Origin of the sequence: Photobacterium rosenbergii (genome assembly GCF_003026455.1) — a bacterium.
GTDB classification, from domain to species: Bacteria; Pseudomonadota; Gammaproteobacteria; order Enterobacterales; family Vibrionaceae; genus Photobacterium; species Photobacterium rosenbergii.
This window is the reverse complement of the sequence record NZ_PYMB01000007.1, coordinates 152746-175425: the sequence shown is the minus strand read 5'-3', so window position 1 is coordinate 175425 and position 22680 is coordinate 152746. Positions and strand designations below refer to the sequence as shown.

21 protein-coding genes are annotated in these 22680 nt (G+C 49.9%); 10 read left to right on the top strand and 11 right to left on the bottom strand.

All coding sequences use genetic code 11. The features are described 5' to 3' along the window. Positions 1-242 precede the first annotated feature (242 nt). The 6 genes from pspF to C9J01_RS16440 all read left to right on the top strand — a co-directional run bounded on the left by pspF (position 243) and on the right by C9J01_RS16440 (position 6726). Positions 243-1256, top strand: coding sequence for a phage shock protein operon transcriptional activator (gene pspF, locus C9J01_RS16465; RefSeq protein WP_107299220.1), 1014 nt, complete (start codon positions 243-245; stop codon positions 1254-1256). A 181-nt stretch (positions 1257-1437) separates the two neighbouring features. Then, entirely contained in the window at positions 1438-3066 is a 1629-nt protein-coding gene (gene sapA / locus C9J01_RS16460) for an ABC transporter substrate-binding protein SapA (protein WP_107299219.1), read from the top strand. Position 3067: 1 nt separating this feature from the next. Further along, a complete protein-coding gene (locus C9J01_RS16455; protein WP_107299218.1) occupies positions 3068-4030 on the top strand; it encodes an ABC transporter permease in 963 nt (320 codons plus the stop codon). After that, positions 4017-4904 (top strand): putrescine export ABC transporter permease SapC, encoded by an 888-nt coding sequence (gene sapC, locus C9J01_RS16450; RefSeq protein ID WP_107299217.1) that lies wholly within the window; start codon positions 4017-4019, stop codon positions 4902-4904. The genes C9J01_RS16455 and sapC overlap by 14 nt, the downstream gene beginning before the upstream one ends. Beyond that, positions 4904-5905, top strand: a complete 1002-nt coding sequence (locus C9J01_RS16445; protein ID WP_107299216.1) for a peptide ABC transporter ATP-binding protein — start codon at positions 4904-4906, stop codon at positions 5903-5905. Before sapC ends, C9J01_RS16445 begins: the two co-directional genes overlap by 1 nt. Then, on the top strand, positions 5902-6726 hold the full coding sequence (locus tag C9J01_RS16440; protein ID WP_107299215.1) for a peptide ABC transporter ATP-binding protein: 825 nt from the start codon (positions 5902-5904) through the stop codon (positions 6724-6726). Before C9J01_RS16445 ends, C9J01_RS16440 begins: the two co-directional genes overlap by 4 nt. A gap of 61 nt (positions 6727-6787) precedes the next feature. On the opposite strand, the gene C9J01_RS16435 is transcribed toward C9J01_RS16440, so the two are convergent. The 8 genes from C9J01_RS16435 to aroA form a co-directional block, all read right to left on the bottom strand. Beyond that, positions 6788-8053 carry an MgtC/SapB family protein gene (locus C9J01_RS16435; protein ID WP_107299214.1) on the bottom strand — a complete coding sequence of 422 codons (1266 nt, stop codon included), beginning with the start codon at positions 8051-8053 and terminating at the stop codon, positions 6788-6790. Between the two features lie 267 nt (positions 8054-8320). Next, positions 8321-9016, bottom strand: coding sequence for an orotidine-5'-phosphate decarboxylase (gene pyrF / locus C9J01_RS16430; RefSeq protein ID WP_107299213.1), 696 nt, complete (start codon positions 9014-9016; stop codon positions 8321-8323). A 310-nt stretch (positions 9017-9326) separates the two neighbouring features. Next, positions 9327-10496: a lipopolysaccharide assembly protein LapB gene (lapB, locus tag C9J01_RS16425; RefSeq protein ID WP_107299212.1), complete on the bottom strand. Its 1170-nt coding sequence runs from the start codon at positions 10494-10496 to the stop codon at positions 9327-9329. Positions 10497-10502: 6 nt separating this feature from the next. Then, entirely contained in the window at positions 10503-10787 is a 285-nt protein-coding gene (locus C9J01_RS16420) for a LapA family protein (protein ID WP_107299211.1), read from the bottom strand. Positions 10788-10957: 170 nt separating this feature from the next. After that, positions 10958-11248 (bottom strand): integration host factor subunit beta, encoded by a 291-nt coding sequence (gene ihfB, locus C9J01_RS16415; RefSeq protein WP_039468048.1) that lies wholly within the window; start codon positions 11246-11248, stop codon positions 10958-10960. A gap of 72 nt (positions 11249-11320) precedes the next feature. Next, positions 11321-12991: a 30S ribosomal protein S1 gene (gene rpsA / locus C9J01_RS16410; protein ID WP_107299210.1), complete on the bottom strand. Its 1671-nt coding sequence runs from the start codon at positions 12989-12991 to the stop codon at positions 11321-11323. A gap of 100 nt (positions 12992-13091) precedes the next feature. Further along, positions 13092-13775: a (d)CMP kinase gene (gene cmk, locus C9J01_RS16405; RefSeq protein WP_107299209.1), complete on the bottom strand. Its 684-nt coding sequence runs from the start codon at positions 13773-13775 to the stop codon at positions 13092-13094. A 216-nt stretch (positions 13776-13991) separates the two neighbouring features. Beyond that, positions 13992-15272: a 3-phosphoshikimate 1-carboxyvinyltransferase gene (gene aroA / locus C9J01_RS16400; RefSeq protein WP_107299208.1), complete on the bottom strand. Its 1281-nt coding sequence runs from the start codon at positions 15270-15272 to the stop codon at positions 13992-13994. A 135-nt stretch (positions 15273-15407) separates the two neighbouring features. Between aroA and C9J01_RS16395 the strand changes: the two genes are divergently transcribed. After that, positions 15408-15953 (top strand): lipocalin family protein, encoded by a 546-nt coding sequence (locus C9J01_RS16395; RefSeq protein ID WP_107299207.1) that lies wholly within the window; start codon positions 15408-15410, stop codon positions 15951-15953. A 123-nt stretch (positions 15954-16076) separates the two neighbouring features. On the opposite strand, the gene serC is transcribed toward C9J01_RS16395, so the two are convergent. Next, positions 16077-17159, bottom strand: coding sequence for a 3-phosphoserine/phosphohydroxythreonine transaminase (gene serC / locus C9J01_RS16390; RefSeq protein WP_107299206.1), 1083 nt, complete (start codon positions 17157-17159; stop codon positions 16077-16079). Between the two features lie 198 nt (positions 17160-17357). Next, positions 17358-19991 carry a DNA topoisomerase (ATP-hydrolyzing) subunit A gene (gene gyrA, locus C9J01_RS16385; RefSeq protein WP_107299205.1) on the bottom strand — a complete coding sequence of 878 codons (2634 nt, stop codon included), beginning with the start codon at positions 19989-19991 and terminating at the stop codon, positions 17358-17360. 491 nt (positions 19992-20482) lie between these two features. On the opposite strand from gyrA, the gene C9J01_RS29800 reads away from it, so the two are divergent. Together C9J01_RS29800 and ubiG are read left to right on the top strand one after the other, a co-directional pair. Next, positions 20483-20629, top strand: coding sequence for a hypothetical protein (locus tag C9J01_RS29800; RefSeq protein WP_170114916.1), 147 nt, complete (start codon positions 20483-20485; stop codon positions 20627-20629). A 324-nt stretch (positions 20630-20953) separates the two neighbouring features. Beyond that, complete coding sequence (gene ubiG, locus C9J01_RS16380) at positions 20954-21661, top strand: bifunctional 2-polyprenyl-6-hydroxyphenol methylase/3-demethylubiquinol 3-O-methyltransferase UbiG (RefSeq protein WP_107299204.1); 708 nt, start codon at positions 20954-20956, stop codon at positions 21659-21661. A gap of 88 nt (positions 21662-21749) precedes the next feature. Here the strand turns inward: ubiG and C9J01_RS30035 are convergent, their stop codons facing one another. Beyond that, a complete protein-coding gene (locus C9J01_RS30035) occupies positions 21750-21878 on the bottom strand; it encodes a hypothetical protein (RefSeq protein ID WP_272898725.1) in 129 nt (42 codons plus the stop codon). Between the two features lie 36 nt (positions 21879-21914). Between C9J01_RS30035 and C9J01_RS16375 the strand changes: the two genes are divergently transcribed. Continuing rightward, complete coding sequence (locus tag C9J01_RS16375) at positions 21915-22580, top strand: HAD family hydrolase (protein ID WP_107299203.1); 666 nt, start codon at positions 21915-21917, stop codon at positions 22578-22580. The last annotated feature ends 100 nt before the right edge of the window (positions 22581-22680 follow it).

Sequence of the window (22680 nt, the reverse complement as noted above, 5' to 3'; positions counted from 1 at the left end):
GGCTCGGGGCTCGGGGCTCGGCAAAGACATTTTCAGTGAGCTTTAAGGCTTCAAGCTCTTCATGCTTTTACCAAGGGCCCTCTTTTCCAAGGGCCTTGGACCAGCTCCTCCCAGCTCTTTCTTACTCTTTACAACTCCCGTGCCAACTTTTTGCCTGTTTAAAATCATGCATTTAGCTTTGCGCCTTTTGTAACCGCCTGCTAAGGTGTAACTAATTACGCCAACTATTAGCGAGATTAACCATGCGTAAAACAGATAATCTGATTGGCGAGTCAGAGGCTTTTCTCACGGTACTGGACCAAACATCCCGCCTCGCCCCACTGGATCGCCCTATCTTGATCATCGGCGAACGGGGAACCGGTAAAGAGCTCATCGCCCAACGTCTGCATTACCTGTCCCGCCGCTGGGACCAACCCCTGATCTCGCTTAACTGTGCCGCCCTGAGCGAGGGCGTGATTGATTCCGAATTGTTCGGCCATGAAGCAGGGTCTTTTACCGGTGCTAAAGGCCGCCACCAAGGGCGCTTCGAGCGGGCCGAAAACGGCACTTTATTCCTCGATGAACTGGCTACCGCGCCGATGGGCGTTCAGGAAAAATTGCTAAGGGTAATTGAATACGGTGAATACGAGCGGGTTGGCGGTAGCAATACCTGCCAGGCCAATGTCCGCTTGATTTGTGCTACCAACGAAAACCTGCCGCAACTCGCTGCTGATGGTAAATTCCGTTCTGATTTACTCGATCGGTTGGCCTTTGACATTATCCATCTTCCGCCTCTTAGAGAGCGGCAAGAAGATATTTTGCCTCTCGCCGAATACTACGCGGTAAAAATGTGCCGTGAGCTCAACTTCAGTTTCTTTGCCGGATTTAGCCAGCACGCTCAGCAGCAACTGCAAAACTACCCGTGGCCGGGCAATATCCGCGAGCTTAAAAATGTCGTTGAACGCTCAGTGTTCCGCCATAGCCTCGAAGACGAACCCGTTGACACCATCACCTTCGACCCATTCAAGCCGCCTTGGGCACAAGACAGCATTGCAGTTAGCCCGCAGGAAAGTGACCAGCCAAAGACAGCCAGCGATACAGACTGGGCATTCCCCCTCGACTTTCGCCAATGGCAGCAAGATCAGGAGGTTGCCATACTGCAGCAGGCACTTGAAAAGGCCCAGTTTAATCAACGCAAAGCCGCTGAATTACTCTGCTTGAGCTACCATCAACTGAGGGGGCTTCTAAGAAAATACCAGCTAGTGGGCAGTGAATAAGACCAATTCATACACTGATGCCTATCTGTTTGTGTAATACCTAGCGGGGATGGAAGCACATTTTGCGCATTTTCTGGCCATAAAGAACCCAGAAATAACAGGTATTTTAGTGAGGTGGCTTGGTGACAGAGTGGGTTAATGGTAAATTTATAATCTTGTTTCCAAAAAATTTCCTTATCCTATGAGCGCCTATACTCGTCTTTTGCTTGTGTGCGTCAGCCTTGCCGGCCTGATTGGCTGTAGTGATGACCCGCAGCAGGATAGCAATATTCGCAGCCGCGGCTTCGTCTATTGCGGACAAGATAAGCCAACAACCTTTAACCCACAGTTAATCGATGGTGGATTGACGGCTGATACCTTGGCTGCGCAACTTTTCGACCGCCTTTTGCTGCTTGATCCTGTTAGCCACCAACCTCTGCCGTCCCTGGCCAGTGGATGGTCCATCAGTGATGACGGTTTGGCCTACACTTTTACCTTACGTGAAGGTATCGAGTTTCAAACTACCGATTGGTTTACACCTACGCGCCAGTTCAATGCTCAGGATGTGGTGTTTAGCTTTAAGCGAGTCATTAAGTCTGACCACCCGTTCCATCCGGTGTCTGGTGGTCGCTACCCGTGGTTTGACAGCCAAGGGTTTGCCAACCTAATTGAAGATATCGAGGTCGTTGACCCTCTCACGGTAAAATTTACCCTGAGCCGGCCTGACAATGCCTTTTTATCCAACCTGGCTACCACTTACGCGGTGATCCACTCGCAGGAATATGCCGAGCAGACCCTGCGTGCCGGTAAGCCTGATCAACTGGATTCTCTCCCTGTCGGTACCGGGCCGTTTTACCTCGATAACTACCAAGCCAATGACTTTGTCCGTCTCAACCGCCATGAAGGCTACTGGCTAGGCGCGGCACCGATGGAGCAAGTAGTGTTTGATATTGCCAGCCGTGGTACCGGAACACTGGCAAAACTACTAAGCCATGAATGTGATGTATTGTCATCGCCGGTTGCCAGTCAGTTGCCTATAATCAGTGCCGACGAAGACTTTAACCTCAATGCCCAAACTGGCATGAATGTGGCTTTCTTGGCACTCGATAACAACCAACCGGAACTGAGCGATATTCGGGTACGCAAGGCGATAAACCACGCCATTAACCGTGAAAACCTACTCAATTCGGTTTATTACGGTACTGGCACCAAGGCGCGCAGCATACTGCCACCGATGTCCTGGGCCTATAACCACGGCAGCCAGGCGCTGGACTATGACCCGGTCAAAGCCCGTACCTTGCTCAAGGAAGCAGGCTTTGAAAAGAACCTTAGCTTGACCTTGTGGGTGCCGCTTGAACCTCGCCCGTACAACCCTAGCCCGAGGAAAACCGCTGAGTTGATCCAGGCCGACCTCAATGCGGTCGGCGTTAAGGTCGACATTATCACCCAGGATACGGTTAACCGATTCAGTGCCATCGACAAGTTCAACAGCGATTTGATCCTGACCGGTTGGGTGGCTGATAATGGCGATCCCGACAACTTCCTGCGCCCGCTGCTATCTTGTGATGCCAAGCAAGCCGGACTGAACGTGGCGAACTGGTGCAACCTCAGCTTTGATAACTTGCTGGAGTTGGCCTCCCGCACCCCGAAGTTGAACCAACGACTCAATTACTACCACCTTGCCCAGGATATCTTGGACACTGAGGTGCCGATTGTCCCGCTGGCCCATGGCGTCCATTTCCAGGTCCATCACCGCTCCCTTGAGGGGTTACAGATGAGCCCGTTTGGCACCCGCTCCTTCTCGACTGTCTTCCGCCGGAGCGAGATCTAATATGTTTATCTATACCATCCGTAGGCTAAACCTTTTCCTCATTACCCTGCTGATCTTAACCCTGATCGGCTATAGTCTTTTACGCCTCGATAGTACCTCACTATGGAGCACTCAACCGTTTTTCTCTGGTTGGGCTGTTTACCTCGATAACCTGCTGTCTGGTCATTTGGGGCTTAACCAGCAGGGCGAGCCTATTGTCAACGAAGTCATGGCCGTCTTCCCTGCCACCCTTGAACTCAGCTTCTTTGCGTTTGTACTATCACTGTTGATCGGTATCCCTGTCGGTACCCTTGCCGGAGTAAAACGCGGTAAATACATTGATACCGCCATCTCATCGATTACCTTGGTTGGTTACTCTATCCCACTGTTCTGGCTAGCAACGCTGCTTATCCTGCTGTTCTCTCTGAAACTGGGCTGGTTACCCGTCTCTGGCCGCTACAGCCTGCTGTATGAGATTGACCACATCACCGGAGTTGCCCTTATCGATGTGATGCTATCTGACAAGCCATACCGTGCCGAAGCCCTCATGGACACTATCAGGCACCTCGTGCTGCCGACCGTCGTACTGGCAATGGCACCTACCACCGAGGTAATACGCCTAACCCGCGCATCGGTATCGGATGTCATGGAGCAGAACTTTATCAAGGTGGCACAAACCAAAGGCTTGTCGATGTTTGAAATCATCACCCGGCATGTGCTGAGAAACGCCATTCCGCCTATTATCCCGAAACTGGGTATGCAGTTCTCAACCATGATGACCTTCGCCATGCTGACTGAGTCCATCTTCAACTGGCCGGGGATCGGGCGCTGGTTGCTCGATGCGATCTCAACCCAGGACTATGTCGCTATCCAGGCCGGTGTCATCACCGTCGGTAGCTTTATCCTGATTGCCAACATCCTGTCTGATTTGACCGGCGCTTTTGTCAATCCACTGGTTCGCAAGGAATGGTATGCTATCAAATAACATTTACCAGGAGACCAAGATCCCGACCCAGATCGAGCGAGCTTGGCAAAATTTCAGAAACAACTCCCTGGCTATGTTTGGTCTATGGTGTTTGGTTCTGCTTACCTTAATCACGCTACTTGCCCCTTGGTTGACCCCATATGATGCTTTCACCCAAGTGGGTGAACTGCTGATGCCACCGTCGTGGGATACCGCGGGCAAAGTGGAATATTTCTTCGGTACCGATGACCTTGGCCGCGATATGCTCAGCCGTTTGCTACTTGGCTCGCGCCTGACCTTCGGCTATGCCGTTTTAGTTGCACTCGCCTCGGCGGCGATTGGTATTCTGATCGGTGTATTAGCGGGTATGACCCGAGGGTTGAAATCCAGTTTCCTCAACCATGTGTTGGATACTGTGCTATCGATTCCTTCTCTACTGCTGGCTATCATTGTCGTTGCCTACATGGGCCCGGGTGAGACCAATATCTTGCTTGCCATTTGGTTAGCGTTGATCCCACGATTTATCCGTGCGGTCTATACTGCCGTGCACAATGAAGTTGAGAAAGATTACATCATGGCCGCCCGCCTTGATGGCGCCAACGACTTCTACTTGCTGTACAACTCGATTTTACCCAATATCCTGACCGTGCTGACCAATGAGTTTACCCGGGCAATTTCTATTGCGATCCTTGATATTGCAGCGCTTGGCTTCCTTGGCCTCGGTGCCCAAGCCCCGATGCCAGAGTGGGGAGCCATGCTGGGTGACTCCATTGAACTGATTTACCTAGCACCTTGGACGGTGACTTTACCGGGGCTCGCCATTACGTTTAGCGTATTGGTTGTAAACTTAGTAGGAGAAGGACTCCGCCAGGCCATTAATGCGGGGATTGACTGATGCCACTGTTAGATATACGTAACCTGACCATTGAAATCGATACGCCCCAAGGGATGGTGAAAGCGGTTGACCGCATGAGCCTGACGATTAACGAAGGTGAGATCCGTGGTCTAGTGGGTGAATCCGGTTCAGGTAAGAGCTTGGTCGCCAAAGCCATTGCCGGTGTGACCAAGAGCAACTGGCGAGTAAGTGCCGATCGCCTCCGGTTAGGAGATATTGATCTACTGACCCTGTCACCGCGTGAACGCCGGCGCGTGGTAGGACGCGAGATCGCGATGATTTTCCAGGAGCCTTCATCCTGTCTTGACCCGTCTGAAAAAGTCGGTGAGCAGTTGGAAGAAGCCATTCCGTCATCATCATTCGATGGTTACTTCTGGCAACGCTTCCATTGGCGCCAGAAACAAGCCATCGCCCTTTTGCACAAAGTCGGTATCAAAGATCACCGCCGTGTGATGCGCAGTTACCCTTACGAGCTAACCGATGGTGAGTGCCAGAAGGTCATGATAGCCATGGCCATTGCCAACCGCCCTCGCCTACTGATCGCCGATGAACCGACCAATGACCTTGATCCAATCACCCAGGCACAGATTTTCCGCTTGCTGAGCCGGATGAATCAGCTTGGCAACACCACAATACTGCTAGTTAGCCACGATTTGACGACCGTGACCCAATGGGCAGATAGGATCACCGTCATGTATTGCGGCCAATCTGTTGAATCGGCAAACCGCCAGCAACTTCTAGAGTCACCACATCACCCGTATACCGAAGCGTTATTGCGGGCAATGCCGGACTTCAACCTCGATAAGCTTGCCCACAAGAGTAAGCTGGAAACCTTGCCGGGCTCTATTCCGCCGCTACAGCATTTGCCAATTGGCTGCCGTCTCGGGCCACGCTGCCCGCACGCCCAGCGAAAGTGCGTTGAAGTACCGAAGCGCAGAAAGATCAAGAATCACAAGTTCAGCTGCCACTTCCCGCTGAACATGGAGAGTAATACCAAATGAGTGCGTTACTTGAAGTCGAGAACCTGAAAAAAGACTACCACTACCGCTCAGGGCTATTCCGCCGCCGGACGATTGAAGCCGTAAAACCAGTTTCATTTAGTTTGGAAGCTGGCGAGACCATTGCTTTCATGGGTGAAAATGGCTCAGGTAAATCAACCTTGGCACGTATGCTTGCTGGCGTGGTAGAACCAACCGAAGGCATTATTCGGGTAAATGGCGAGCCGCTGGCGCACCGAGATTTTCAAACCCGCTGCAAACTGATCAGGATGATCTTCCAAGATCCCAACACATCACTGAACCCTCGGATCCAAATTGGCAAGATCCTTGAGGGTCCGCTGAAACGAAATACAAACATGACACCGCAAGCCCGTGAACGCCGGATCATGGAAACCCTCAAGCGAGTCGGTTTGCTGCCTGAGCACGCGTATTTCTACCCGCAGATGCTGGCTACTGGCCAGAAGCAACGTGTGTCGCTCGCACGAGCACTGATCCTCCAACCCTGTATCATCGTTGCCGACGAAGCGTTAAACGGGCTAGATATGTCTATGCGCTCGCAAATCCTCAACCTGCTACTCGAACTACAGGAAGAGATGGGCCTATCGTACATTTACGTGTCACAGCACATGGGGGTGATTAAGCACTTCTCAGATAAGGTCATTGTGATGCAGCATGGCGAAATTGTTGAACAAGGCAAAACCGATGAGGTCTTTAGCAGCCCACAACATGCTTTGACCCAAAAACTACTCGATAGCCACTTTTCAGCCCCTTCCCATGACCGGAGCAACCGCCTTAGCCGGGCAACGCCAAAAATTGAGTGCTGAACTCACCATTCCCATACTGAAGACGGGCCTAATGGCCCGTTTTTATCATCGCAAAACGCACTTAAACCACAATCACAGCTAGCCCACCAAGCATTACTGCGCCGAGAACGGGCAAGGCAACATATTTGCGCATGCCTGCCTCACCAATGAACCATACCATCCCCATTTTAACCAGGCTGTTTACTGCAGCTGCGATAAAAATCCCCATCGCCGCAAGAACTAACATCTCACCACCGGCACTTTGCCTGCCTAACGCCAAGGTAATAGCATCGACATCGGTGATCCCCGAAATCGCAGCCAATGCCAAGGTTCCGGTATCACCAAACCACTCCTGAAGGCCATTGGCCAGCAGGATAATCAGCATTAAGATCAGCCCAAACCCTAAGGCAGATGTCAGGGCCAACGGGTTTTGCTTCATTTCCGGATTTGTCTGGCCCAACTGCTTGTTACGCTGCCATATGAACCATGCTGGAATATAAAACCCTAGCATCATCAGCAGCATAGGCAGCCACAGAGACTCAATCAGTTGCCGGTTGACCACTGAGCAGACAAAAAGAATACGGGGGAACATCGTACCGCAGCTAAGCAGGATGCCGCTTGCCAGCAGCCCATTGAGCTGGGGTTGCTGCTTCGATAGGTGGGAGAATTGCAAAGTCAGGGCTGTTGATGAACTTAAGCCGGCAAATAAGCATGTCAGCAGAATTCCCTTTTGTGCCCCACCGATCTTCATCGCGAAATAGCCAACAAAAGAGATACCAGCAATCAATACCACCATCCACCAAATCTCATAAGGATTTATGGCTCCCCAAGGCCCCATAGGTTCATTGGGCAAGAGTGGCAGCAGGACGACAGAAATCAGCAGCAGGCGCAGCGCGGCATCGAGTTCATATTCCTGTAATCGTTGCAGGGCATTGTGCAACTCTTGCTTATTGTCGAGGATAATAGCGGTGATCACTGCGGCAGAGATTGCCAAGGTGGGCTCGCCGACAATCGCCAACGCGCCGAGGAGGAAGGTAATTAAGGTGCCAACCAAGCCGGTAATACTGAGGTTAGTATGCCACTTTAAGCGCAGCGCATACGCCACAGTCAACACGACCGTCAAAGCCACAAAAGACAAGCCGATAAACAGCTCGGAAAAGTAGTCAGCCAACAGGCCGCAAATGCCCCCAAGCAAACCCACCAACGAATACGTTCTGATACCGGCAATACGGCTGCCCGCGGCTTCATTACGCTCTACCCAACCACGTTGGATGCCTATAATAGCCCCGAGCAGCAAGGCGATACCCAGCCGGATATAAGGGGAAGCAAACGCAAGTTCAACGTCCATTCTAGTGACCTAAAACACCCACACTTTTTAGTTTAGGTCGTGGCGAAAAAGGTAACTGTCTGGTTTGTCACGGTTTTGATATTTCTGTTAGCAGCCTTCACTGACCAGTTCAAGGGTATACCCATGACCGACATCAACCGGGGCAACGTACTTGATATAGCAACCTTGCGATTTGTTCGAGTAATGGCGCGGCATTGACCAGTTTAATCCAGATATAAAAAAACAGGCCCTGATGGGGCCTGTTTCATTTAATCTAAGAAAGTACGCTTAGGCTAGCGTCTTGTTGATTTCAGCCAATACTGCAGCAGGATCAGCGGCTTTAGTGATAGGACGGCCAATCACCAAGTAATCCGAACCAGCCTGCACGGCTTCGACTGGGGTCATCACACGGCGCTGATCACCTGCGGCGCTACCAGCAGGACGAATGCCCGGTGTTACCAGTTTGAACTCACTCCCCAACTCAGTCTTCAGCATGGTTGATTCGTGGGCTGAGCACACAACGCCGTCTAGGCCGCTGTTTTTGGTCAAACGTGCCAGGTTCAATACGTGGTCTTTTGGTTCCGCCGTAATGCCGATGCCCTGCAGATCAGAAGCTTCCATACTCGTTAGTACAGTCACACCGATCAGTAGCGGTCGGTCTTTGCCGAACGGCTCAAGGATTTCACGGGACGCAGTCATCATACGTTCGCCACCGCTGGCATGGACATTAACCATCCACACACCCAGATCAGCAGCAGCAGCTACCGCACGTGAGCAAGTGTTTGGAATGTCGTGGAATTTCAAATCAAGAAATACAGAATGGCCCCGATCATGCAGTTTACGCACAAAGTCAGGGCCAAAAAAAGTAAACATCTCTTTGCCAACTTTCAATCGGCAGCTTCCCGGTTCAATTCGATCGACAAAGGCCAGTGCTTCGTCTTGGCTTGGGTAGTCGAGAGCGACAATTACTTTTGGATCTAACATGGCATCTCCTGCTTAGTTATAAGGTCAAACTAGCCCAGCTTGCTGAGCGCGCTCAGGATTGTACAGCAAAACAGTTTTTTATCGAGCACTAATTAATAATTCAATCCAAATAGCCAAAAAACACACTCAAAATCACCAGCCAATCGATTAACGTAAATAGAAGATTTTTCTAATCGTTTTTTTGATCCTAAAAAGCACCTTAAAATTTTTACTTGGCCCATTTACGCTAAAATGGCTGAGTTTTATTACAAAAAAAGCCCGCTTGAATACCAAGCGGGCTTTTTTAGTGATTTACAACATTTACTAGCGCTTATTCGCCGTCCAATCCACGAATTGGCTTGATTGAACCCCAGCCTTTACAGGATGGGCATTGCCAATAAAGGGAGTGGGTGGCAAACCCACATTGGCGGCAACGGTAATGAGGCTTAATTTTAAGCTGCTCTCCCACCAAGCCACGCAGTGTGGTTAAACTGTCTTTTGCCCTGCCGTCCTCAGCTTCGTCCAAATGATAGTCCATCAGCTGGTAAAAGCCTTTCATGGTCGGGTTCTTCTGCAATTGACGAGTCATAAAGGTCTGGGCCATGGTTGGGCCTTCCCGCTTGGCAATCTCGTCAGCGAGCATCAACTCGGCCGTCGAACCTGCCTTTTGCTCGACACAATATCGCAGGTACTTGAGCCAACCCGATTCATTGTCCATTGCCTCATAACACTGCAGAAGAAGCGGCAGTGCTTCGCCGATAAACTCAATATCCTGCTCGGCGACACGCTCCAATTGCTTGGCGGCTGCTTTGAATTCTTCTTCTGCGATCAAGATCTTGGCTAGCATGATACTGGCCCTGACACAGTTTTTCTCCGCCGAGAGAGACTTCTTAAGCAGTTGTTTGGCCTTATCAGGGTTCTGGGCACTCATTTCGAGCATGGCCATTTCACACCAGTAATGGGCTATATCATGCTTGAGCTTACTCTTACCCATCTTGACCAAATGGTTGGCAATATTGATTGCCTTCTCCCATTCACGGGTCTGTTGGTAGATGGTCAGAAGTTGCTGCAAGGCGCCTTTACGGTGGTCTGGCTCATCCAGTAGCTGCTCGAAGATCTTCTCTGCGCGGTCAAAAAAACCTGCAGCCATGTAGTCTTGTGCCAACTGCTGCAAAGCAAGGTTACGCTGATCAATAGTTAGGTTGGGGCGGGCAATCAGGTTCTGGTGGATGCGAATGGCACGATCAACTTCACCCCGGCTCCGGAACAGATTTCCCAAAGCCAGGTGTGTATCGATGGTTTCGCTATCAACCTGGAGCAACTCAATAAACACATCCACTGCTTTGTCAGATTGGTCTGACAACAGCAGGTTCAGGCCTGTCACGTACTGACGTGACATGTGATGAGATTGCTCTTGTTGCTTGTTACTAGCGCTCCTGTTACCCATGTACCAGCCATAAGCGGCTGCAATTGGTAATAACAGGAACAACAGTTCTAGCATTAAATGTTATTCCTTAACTGGCTCGGCTCGAAGCTGATCCAATTCTTGTTGCTGCTTTTGTACTTTCTTGCTCAGGCGGTTTTTGGTGAAGCGGGCTTTGAGGTATAGCAGGCCACAAATCAGCCAGCCGATCACAAACCCGGAACCGAAGGCAATACCCAGCAGTGTCGACAGCTGGAGTTCTCCCTGGGCGATCAGAAAGTCAAAGTTAACCAACTGCTGATTTTGGGCACCTAGCGCTAGGGTAACCAAGAAACATGCAGCTAGTAAGAGTACAGTCAGTATCTTCATCGTGAATCCTTCTCACTTGAACGAAATGTAGATTGTAGATGACACATATCTGGTATAAACACAGATCGGTATGGCCTGATTATGCAAGATTTTGCCTCATCAGACCATGATCAATACGCATAAAAAAACGGCATACTTAACAGCATGCCGTTTTTTTGTTCTAAACGTGCTTAACTAGCAATAGACTGGTTAACACGGTCGCGCAATTCCTTACCTGGCTTGAAGTGAGGAACGTACTTGCCGTCCAACTCAACTTTGTCACCTGTTTTCGGGTTTCGACCTACACGTGGAGCGCGGTAATGCAAAGAGAAGCTACCAAAGCCACGGATTTCGATACGGTCACCCTCAGCAAGTGTCGTAGCCATATGCTCAAGGATTTCCTTAATTGCATCTTCTACCTGTTTGGCAGAAAGATGTGTTTGTTGACTACATAGTCTTTCAATTAATTCAGACTTTGTCATAAACACTCCGTTTTTAGTATGTTTCTCAATAGTATAACCGCTTGGGGGGAAAAGTGATCCCCCCGAGCTCAATTATTCGCCTTTAGCCGCTTTGAAAGCGTCAGCCATTGCGTTACCGAAAGAAGCGTCTTCTTGCTTGTTCAGGTTAGCCATAGCTTCTTGCTCTTCAGCAACGTCTTTAGCGCGGATTGATAGGTTGATTACGCGGTTCTTACGGTCAACGCCTGTGAATTTAGCTTCAACAGAATCGCCAACAGAAAGAACTAGAGTAGCGTCTTCAACGCGGTCAACTGATGCTTCAGAAGCACGTAGGTAACCTTCAACACCTTCAGCTAGCTCGATAGTTGCGCCTTTAGCGTCAACTGCAGAAACAGTACCAGTAACTAGAGCACCTTTCTTGTTAACTGCAACGAAGCCGTTGAACGGGTCTTCTTCGATCTGCTTGATACCTAGAGAGATACGCTCACGCTCAGCGTCAACTGCTAGAACAACTGCAGAGATTTCGTCGCCTTTCTTGAAGTCACGAACTGCGTCTTCACCTGCAACATTCCAAGAAATGTCAGATAGGTGAACTAGACCGTCGATGCCGCCTTCAAGACCGATGAAGATACCGAAGTCAGTGATAGACTTGATCTTACCAGTTACGCGATCGCCCTTAGCTTGCATTTCAGCGAATGACTGCCATGGGTTAGCTTTACACTGCTTAAGACCTAGGCTGATACGACGACGTTCTTCGTCGATATCAAGAACCATAACTTCAACTTCGTCGCCCACGTTAACAACTTTAGATGGGTGGATGTTCTTGTTAGTCCAATCCATCTCAGAAACGTGTACAAGACCTTCAACGCCTTCTTCGATTTCAACGAAGCAGCCGTAGTCAGTTAGGTTAGTTACGCGGCCAGAAAGCTTAGTACCTTCTGGGTAACGCTTAGCGATAGCTACCCATGGATCTTCGCCTAGCTGCTTAAGACCTAGTGATACGCGAGTACGCTCACGGTCGAACTTAAGAACTTTAACGTTGATCTCGTCGCCAACATTAACGATTTCAGATGGGTGCTTAACGCGCTTCCAAGCCATGTCAGTGATGTGTAGAAGACCATCAACACCACCAAGGTCAACGAACGCACCGTAGTCAGTAAGGTTCTTAACGATACCTTTAACTTCCATGCCTTCCTGTAGAGAAGCAAGAAGTTCATCACGCTCAACGCTGTTTTCAGATTCGATAACTGCGCGACGAGAAACAACTACGTTGTTACGCTTCTGGTCTAGCTTGATTACTTTGAACTCTAGCTCTTTGTTTTCTAGGTGAGCAGTGTCACGAACTGGACGTACGTCTACTAGAGAACCTGGTAGGAACGCACGGATGCCGTTAAGTTCAACTGTGAAGCCGCCTTTAACTTTACCGTTGATGATACCAACAACAGTTTCAGCGTCTTCGTAAGCTTTCTCAAGAACGATCCAAGCTTCGTGGCGCTTAGCTTTCTCGCGAGAAAGTTTAGTCTCACCAAAGCCGTCTTCTACTGCGTCTAGAGCAACGTCAACTTCTGCGCCGATTTCGATTTCGATTTCGCCAGCAGCGTTCTTGAATTCATCAGCAGGGATAGAAGACTCAGACTTAAGGCCTGCGTCAACTAGTACGTAACCGTTTTCGATAGCTACAACAGTACCTTTAACGATTGCACCTGGACGTGTTTCTAGTTCGTTTAGAGACTCTTCAAAAAGTAGAGCAAAAGATTCAGTCATTATTTAATCTTCAATTTGATTAACAACCATGGGTATCCTACCGCATGGGGTTGGTAGTAATGTCAGTTATCATCCGTGACACCGACGCCATCATGCCGAATTATTCGGCAGACAATTTGGTTTCAATATGGGCCAATGCCTGTTCGATGACTTGATCGATAGACATCTCTGTAGAGTCTAGCACCAATGCATCAGCCGCGGGACGTAACGGCGCGACCGCACGGTTGCGATCTCGGTAGTCACGTTCCTGAATTTCTTTCAAAAGGTGGTCAAAGTTAACATCTAACCCTTTCTGTTGCAACTGCTTCATGCGACGATTCGCACGCTCTTCAGCACTCGCATCAAGGAAGAACTTAACTTCTGCCTGAGGGAACACAACGGTGCCCATGTCACGGCCATCCGCAACCAGACCCGGTGCCTCACTGAAAGCACGCTGGCGACGAAGCAAGGCTTCACGCACACGTGGCAATGCAGCCACCTTAGAGGCTGCCATACCGGTTTCTTCCTTACGAAGTTCACCCGATACGTCTTCCCCTTCAAGAATCACCTTTACCAACTCACCTTCAGCTACAAACTGCACATCCAAGTGAGCAGCCAAAGGCACAAGTGCGTCTTCAGACTCAAGGTCAACACCGTGGTGCAATGCAGCAAGGGCAAGCACTCGGTAGATGGCACCAGAGTCCAATAGCTTCCAGCCCAGTTTTTCTGCCAACAGCATACATAGCGTGCCCTTGCCAGCACCGCTTGGTCCATCGACAGTGATCACTGGCGCATGAGTAGACATAGGTAATCTCCAAACTTGTTTAATCTAAGCAGTAATACCCATCGACACGCCTGCAGGGACATACCGATACTTATTACCGCTCTCAAACGGGGGCATATTATACGAGAAAAAAGTTGTGATACCAATCAGTAATCCGGATTATGGCTGAATACTGACACGGAAAAAATAAAACCCGCCTGCTGGCGGGTTTCTTGTAGCTACTGATGAACCTGACAATTAGTTACTCAGAACCGCCAGCTTCTCGAAGTAGTCCGGGAAGGTCTTGGATGTACACTTCGGGTCGTTAATCGTTACTGGCGTATCGCTCAATGCCACTAGCGAAAAGCACATAGCCATACGGTGGTCATCATAGGTATCGATAGCTGCATGGGTCAGCTGTGCCGGCGGGGTGATCGTGATGTAATCTTCACCTTCATCGACCTCGGCCCCTACTTTGCGCAACTCTGTAGCCATTGCCGCCAAACGGTCGGTTTCTTTCACGCGCCAGTTGTAAACGTTGCGGATAGACGTCGTGCCTTCAGCAAACAGCGCTGCAGTTGCAATCGTCATCGCGGCATCAGGGATATGGTTAAAATCTAGATCAACCGCTTTTAGCTCACCGCGACGGGCAATGACATAATCATCGCCCCACTCGATTTCAGCGCCCATGGCAGCCAACGCATCAGCAAATTGAACATCACCCTGGATACTCTTTTTGCCAATACCGGTCACTTTCACTTCGCCGCCTTTGATAGCCGCTGCCGCAAGGAAGTAAGACGCAGATGAGGCATCCCCTTCTACCAAGAAGTCACCCGGAGCTAGGTAAGACTGGTTACCTTTAACCACGAACTCTTGGTAGTCACGGTTATCCACCTCGACACCGAACTGGGCCATGATGTGCAGGGTGATATCAATGTAAGGCTTCGATACCAGATCACCCTTAATGCGGATCACTGTATCTGCTGAGGCCAGCGGCGCCGACATTAAAAAGGCTGTTAGGAACTGGCTCGAGATAGAACCGTCGATTTCTACTTCGCCACCCTTAAGGCCGGTGCCTTTGATCTTTAGTGGTGGGTAGTTGTCATTCTCAAGGTAAGTAATTTCAGCACCAGCAGTACGCAGTGCATCAACCAAGTGGCCGATTGGGCGCTCTTTCATGCGAGGCTCACCAGTTAGGACGAATTCACCTTCTCCCAAACACAGTGCCGCTGCCAGCGGGCGCATAGCAGTACCGGCATTACCCAAAAATAGCTCCAGCGCGTCGGTTGGCTTGAATGCGCCACCTAGGCCAGTTACTTCACAAACGGTTTTGTCATCTGACAACTGATAGCTCACTCCCAGCTTGGTCAGGGCTGTTAGCATATGACGGATATCATCACTATCAAGGAGGTTAGTCAGTCGGGTCTTGCCGCTTGCTAACGCCGCCAATAGCAGGGCTCGGTTCGAGACGCTTTTGGAACCTGGCAGATTCACAGTGCCATTAATCTTACTGATCGGCTGTAACGTTAAACTTTCCATCTGTTATTTCATTAATCCTGTTTGGTCGCAGTCCTTGCAGAGTAACGAATAATGCCTCAGTTCGCTAGTACTGAATTGTGGTTTAAATGTTTCCCATTTACTATGGGATAAATGCTTACCAAGGATGGAGTCTATATGACAGTAAAGCTCAAGTTTCTCACTCGAACCCTAACCACTTTCGCGGCTGTGGTGTTACTATCCGCCTGTACCGGCATGCCGCAATCGGTCAAGCCTGTTACCCCTTTCAGTGTCGACAACTACCTCGGCACTTGGTATGAAATCGCCCGCCTTGATCATAGCTTCGAGCGTGGGCTTAGTGATGTCAGCGCCGTATATAGCCTTAATGATGACGGCTCTATAAAAGTTACCAACCGGGGCTTTGATACCAAAGATCAAGAATGGCAGCAGGCCGATGGCCGGGCCGTATTTGTCGATGACGAAAACAAAGGCCACCTCAAGGTCTCTTTCTTCGGCCCTTTCTACAGCAGCTACGTGGTGTTCTTCCTCGAGCCCGACTATTCCGTTGCCCTTGTCAGCGGTTTTAACACCGACTATCTGTGGTTGTTAGCCAGAGCCCCTGAGCTAGACGAAGCACAAATTTCCCGTTATGTCGCGATTGCGCAAAAGGCAGGGTTTGAAACCGACAAGCTGATCTACCCCGAGCAGTCACGCTATCAATGAGCAGATAAAAAAGCCCACTGCCCCATCCTTAAATGTGCAAACACATTTCAGGAGGAGACACACAATAAAAAAGCCGCTGTCATCAGCGGCTTTTTTTACAGTGCTAAGGCTCAGCGACTATCCTCAGCCATGCTGCTGCTCGAACTGCTTCATGAAGTCGACCAGAGCCTGTACACCTTCGATTGGCATTGCGTTGTAGATTGAAGCGCGCATACCACCAACGGCACGGTGCCCCTTGAGGGCTTTCAAGCCGACTGCATCCGCTTGCTCGAGGAACAAAGCATCCAGCTCCGGATTCTTGAGCTGGAACGGCACATTCATCAGTGAGCGGTTGTCTGGGTGGACCTCATTACGGTAGAAGTCCGACTGGTCAATGTAGTCATACAGCACATTCGCTTTGGCAACATTGTGCTGTTCCATCGCTTCCACACCGCCCAACTCTTTAAGCCATTTGAATACCTCACCGGCCAGGTACCAGGCAAACGTCGGCGGGGTGTTGAACATCGACTCTTTATCCACCTGAACACTGTAATCCAGAATGCTTGGCAAGATAGATTTAGCCTTGCCTAGAAGGTCATCGCGCACGATAACAATCGTCAAACCCGCTGGGCCGATGTTCTTCTGGGCACCGGCATAAATCACACCGTATTTTGACACATCAATCGGACGGGACAGGATTGTCGATGACAAGTCAGCCACAATCGGTTTGTCCGTTACGGGCAGGTCGCGGATCTCTAGTCCATCGATGGTTTCATTCGGGCAGAAATGAACAAAAGCGGCATCATCAGACAGCGGCCACTCGGCAGCAGGCAAGATTGCTTTCTTGCCATCGCGCTCGCAGGTGATATCGACCACGTTCGGCTGGCAGTATTTCGAGGCTTCAGCGGCCGCGCTGTGAGCCCAATAGCCACCATCCATGTAATCAGCTGTATCAGCATCTCCCAGTAGGTTCATCGGTACGGCTGCGAACTGGGCACGGGCACCGCCATGGCAGAACAATACATGGTAATTATCGGGGATGGAAAGCAGGTCGCGCAGGTCTTGCTCGGACTGTTGGGCCACCGCAATGAACTCCTTGCCACGGTGGCTGATTTCCATCACCGAGGTACCAAGATCATTCCAATTAACGAGTTCTTGTTGGGCCTTTTTCAATACGTCTGCCGGGATCATCGCTGGGCCGGCGCAAAAGTTATAAACGTTGTCCATGGTGTAAGACGAGCTCCTGCTGGAAAAACATAAAGTTGTGGCCACAAAGCTGTGACCAATGTCTGTTTTTACACCTTTATGAAGGAGCTGAAAAGGGGCAAACACAAAATAGTCGCGGGAAAGGCTGGGCACGGAACTGCGGGTATAAAAAAACGCAGCCTGTCGGCTGCGTTTTTATCAGAGTAACTAACTAGCTAGTTATTCCTGCTCAGAAGAGTCGTCTGCTTCGCTATCGGCAGTTGGCGTTTCGCCCTCTGCAGGCGCTTCACCTTCGACCAGTTCCGCATCTTCGATAAGCTCGTCTTCTTCCGGCTCATCGATACGCTGCAGGCCAACAACCTGCTCGTCTTCAGCGGTACGGATCAAGGTCACACCCTGGGTGTTACGACCAACACGGCTCACTTCTGCCACACGGGTACGTACTAGCGTACCGCCGTTGGTGATCATCATGAACTCGTCGCCCTCTTCGACCTGAACAGCACCGACAACGCTACCGTTACGATCAGAGACCTTGATAGAAACAACACCCTGGGTCGCACGGCTCTTCGCTGGGTATTCTTCCAGCTCGGTACGCTTGCCGTAACCATTTTCGGTTACTGTCAGTACGTCACCGTCGTTGTGCGGCACGATCAAAGAAACAACCTTGTCGCTCTCGGCCAGCTTGATACCGCGAACACCTGCCGCAGTACGGCCCATGCCACGCACCTGCTCTTCAGAGAAGCGAACAACCTTGCCTGCTTTCGAGAACAGCATGATGTCGTCGCTGCCTTCAGTGATATCCACACCGATCAACGAGTCACCGTCGCGTAGGTTAACTGCGATGATACCTGCGCTACGAGGACGGCTGAAGTCAGTCAGCGGCGTCTTCTTAACAGTACCGTCTGCAGTCGCCATAAAGATAAACTTATCGGCTGCATATTCCTTCACTGGCAGGATAGCAGTGATACGCTCACCTTCTTCCAGCGGTAGGATATTAACAATCGGCTTACCACGAGCGGTACGGCTTGCCAGCGGTAGCTGGTAAACTTTCAGCCAGTACATACGGCCACGGCTTGAGAAACATAGAATCGTATCGTGGGTATTGGCCACTAGCAGACGCTCGATGAAGTCTTCATCCTTCATACGCGTTGCCGCTTTACCTTTACCACCACGACGCTGTGCTTCGTAGTCGCTTAGAACCTGGTACTTAACGTAACCTTCGTGAGAAAGGGTTACGACCACATCTTCTTGGTTGATCAGATCTTCCAGATCGATATCGTGGCTTGCTGCAGTAATTTCAGTGCGGCGAACATCGTTGAACTGCTCTTTAACCAGTTCAAGTTCTTCGCGGATCACTTCCATCAAACGCTCAGAGCTTGCAAGGATGTGCATTAGCTCAGCGATTTCTTCAAGCAGCGTTTTGTATTCGCCAAGGATCTTCTCGTGCTCTAGACCAGTCAGTTTGTGTAGACGTAGGTCCAGGATAGCTTGTGCTTGCTGTTCAGTCAGGTAGTACTGACCGTCACGGATACCGTATTGCTCTTCCAGCCATTCTGGACGAGCGGCATCGGTGCCTGCACGCTCAAGCATTGCTGCAACGTTGCCAAGATCCCAACCGCGTGCAACCAGGCCAGCTTTCGCTTCAGCCGGGGTCGGCGCGCTTTTGATCAGCTCGATGATTTCATCGATATTGGCCAGTGCCAGTGCCAAACCTTCAAGGATATGGGCACGTTCACGGGCTTTGCGTAGCTCATAGATTGTACGGCGGGTCACCACTTCACGGCGGTGGTTCACGAAGCACTTCAACATCTCTTTCAGGTTGAAAGTCTTCGGCTGGCCGTTGTCCAGTGCCACCATGTTGATACCGAATGTGGTCTGAAGCTGAGTCTGTGCGTAAAGGTTGTTCAGCACTACCTCGCCCACAGCGTCACGCTTACATTCGATAACAATACGCATACCGTCTTTATCAGATTCGTCGCGCAGGGCACTGATCCCTTCTACCTTCTTGTCTTTTACTAGCTCGGCGATCTTTTCGATCAGGCGGGCTTTGTTGACCTGGTAAGGGATCTCAGTAACAACAATGGTCTCTTTGCCATTCTTGTCAGCTTCAATTTCCGCTTTCGAGCGCAAGTAGATCTTGCCGCGGCCAGTCTTGTAGGCATCGACGATACCTTTACGGCCACTAATCATAGCTGCAGTCGGGAAGTCTGGACCCGGGATGTATTCCATTAGCTGATCAATGGTGATGTCTTCATCATTGATATAAGCCAAGCAACCATCGATCACTTCACCTAGGTTGTGAGGTGGGATGTTCGTTGCCATACCAACAGCGATACCCGATGAACCGTTAACCAACAGGTTCGGGATCTTAGTTGGCAGTACCGCAGGGATCTGCTCGGTACCATCATAGTTAGGAACGTAATCTACCGTCTCTTTGTCCAGATCAGCCAAAAGTTCATGGGCGATCTTGGCCATACGCACTTCGGTATAACGCATTGCCGCGGCGGAGTCGCCGTCAATCGAACCGAAGTTACCCTGACCATCTACCAGCATGTAGCGAAGAGAGAAAGGTTGCGCCATACGTACGATCGTGTCGTAAACCGCGCTATCACCGTGCGGGTGATATTTACCGATTACGTCACCAACCACACGGGCAGATTTTTTATATGCTTTATTCCAGTCATTGCCCAGTACGTTCATCGCGAATAAAACGCGACGGTGTACCGGCTTAAGGCCATCACGCACATCAGGAAGAGCACGACCCACGATAACTGACATCGCGTAGTCGAGATACGAGCCTTTCAGCTCCTCTTCAATGTTTACGGGCGTGATCTCTTTTGCAAGATCGCTCATGGAGCCAATATCCCTCAGGTAATTTCTGTCGTATACGTATACCAAACGGCATAGTTAGCGCTAAAACGGGCTGAGGGCCAATCTAAGGCGTTATCTATAACGTCTGGTACCATACGTGCAAGGTGCGAAAATATAGCATATTTCAGCCCAGATAGGCACACCTTTCACCATTATGTTGTGAGTAATTTAGCGGATTGGGAAAAAATCGAAAGTACTTATCTCAGTATTCCCCTACTGACAGCCTGTTTTTTGCTCAAAGCTTGTTTTTTATTACTTTTCTCATTTTTGAATCGAACACGATCAAATTGCAACCAATTGTAAATTGTTGAGCAAGATCGTAATTGCACCACCTCTGTAAAAATCTGACTAAAAGCTGAACAAAAAACTGATCATTATCAATTTTGCTTCTACCAAATTAGGTACAATTAACCCGCAAGAACAAAATCTAAGATTTCAAAAATCATTACTTAAGCAGTTAAGCGAGGTCAATTATGTTAGGCAGAGTAATCACCACTTTAGGCGTATGCATCATCGGCGGCAAATATCTTCTTATGCTCATCATCGCAGGTATTGCAATGACTACAGGCGGTGCACAGGCTGATTTAATGCAGCTAGCCATGATAGAACCAGCTGAGTAAATCCTATGCAAACACGGAACGTTTACCAGGCTTAGAAGCAAAATGCGAAGACACCGCAAGCAGCTCCTAAGCCTGAATTGTTTTTAAGGACAGGATTTCTCCTTTTACTTCCCCTTCTCTGTTCTTTGCTTGTTCCAGCAACACCGAATACGCCTGCCGTTTCTATATACTCCCGAGCGGCAGCGGTGCTCCTACCACAACCGATTTACCTTTGTCTTTTCAACAACATCAGCATAACAAGCCAATAAATTACCGCTAATACCTGCACCTTCTTCATGCTTGGGGTTATAATGCCGCCATCACAAAGGAATATGGCAAAGATTCATGACTAAGCAGTTGAATGTAGACCCAGCAGAAATCAGCAAATTTGAAGAAATGGCGTCCCGTTGGTGGGACTTGGAAGGTGAATTCAAGCCGCTTCACCAAATCAATCCCCTACGTCTCAACTATGTGATTGATCGTGCAGAAGGCCTATTTGGCAAGAAAGTGTTGGATGTCGGTTGCGGCGGCGGCATCCTGGCCGAGAGCATGGCGGTAGAAGGTGCAGAAGTCACCGGCCTTGATATGGGTAAAGAGCCCTTGACAGTTGCCCGCCTGCACGCGCTAGAAACGGGCACCAAACTTGAGTACGTCCAGCGCACTGCCGAAGAGCACGCCGAACTGCACCCTGAGACCTATGATGTCGTGACCTGCATGGAAATGTTGGAGCACGTACCTGACCCTGCCTCGGTGATTGCTTCCTGTGCCAAAATGGTTAAGCCAGGCGGCCATGTCTTCTTCTCGACCCTGAACCGTAACTTCAAATCCTACCTGTTCGCCATCGTCGGCGCCGAGCAAGTGATGAAGCTGGTTCCCAAGGGTACCCATGACCATGAGAAGTTCATTCGCCCGTCCGAGCTGCTGAGTATGATTGATGCCACCCCGCTGCAAGACCGACACATTACCGGCCTACACTACAACCCGCTAACTGACCGTTACTGGCTGGGCAAAAATGTGGATGTGAACTACATCGTCCATACCACTAAGCAGTGATACAGATACATCATGCTTTTTAGGCTGGGGCTAATCTTATCCCCAGCCTCCCACTCTCCAGCCTCTCCGCCAATTTAACCACTGCCTATCAGCTCACCAAGCACACGCCTAAATCCTGACTCCATTTCCATTTCAATCCATACAGGATCCCCCCGAATGAAATGACGGAATTAATATCAATGATCACTTTTTCCATTTGCCCCACGTATATACTCATTAAAGCCCCCCTGTTTTGATACAAGGAAATGTATATATGGCAATGAAAATAAAAGCAGTACTGTTTGATTTAGATGGCACCCTTCTCGATACCGCCCCTGACATGGCCAATGCCGCCAACCGGGTGCTGGCCGACTACGACCAACCGCCACTGACCCAGCAGCAAATTCAGGCCAATACCAGCATGGGGGCCAAGGGGCTACTGACCGCGGGTTTTGGTACCATTCCCGATCACCTCGATATTATGACTCTCAGGGAAGAGTTCCTGCGTTATTACGAAGATAATATCTGCGTCAACACATCTTTTTATCAAGGGGTCACCACTTTATTGGCACAACTGGAAGCAAAGGGGATCCAGTGGGGGATCATGACCAACAAGCCCGGTTTCCTGACCGATATGTTACTCCCCTTCTTCCCTGAACTGTTGCGAGCCCAAACCGTCGTCTGTGGGGATACCCTGCCCGTTGCCAAGCCTCACCCCGAGCCACTATTACATGCCAGCCAACAAATGGGGGTTGATCACCGCGACTGCATATATATTGGTGACATTGAAAAAGACATGATCGCAGCCAAAGCCGCCAATATGGCAGGGTATGTCGCTGGTTGGGGATACATAGGTGATGACCATACCCCTTCTGACTGGCACGCACAGGGTGTGCTATCCCATCCTAGTGAAATTTTGGCGGTTGTCGGCAGTGAGTAACCCAAGCGACGTGCCACTAACTAACCAAGAAATAACCAAAAAATATGATGTTTGTCAGTACGTCTAATGCCTGTAAAAAATCAAGGAATTTTTTTTTGCA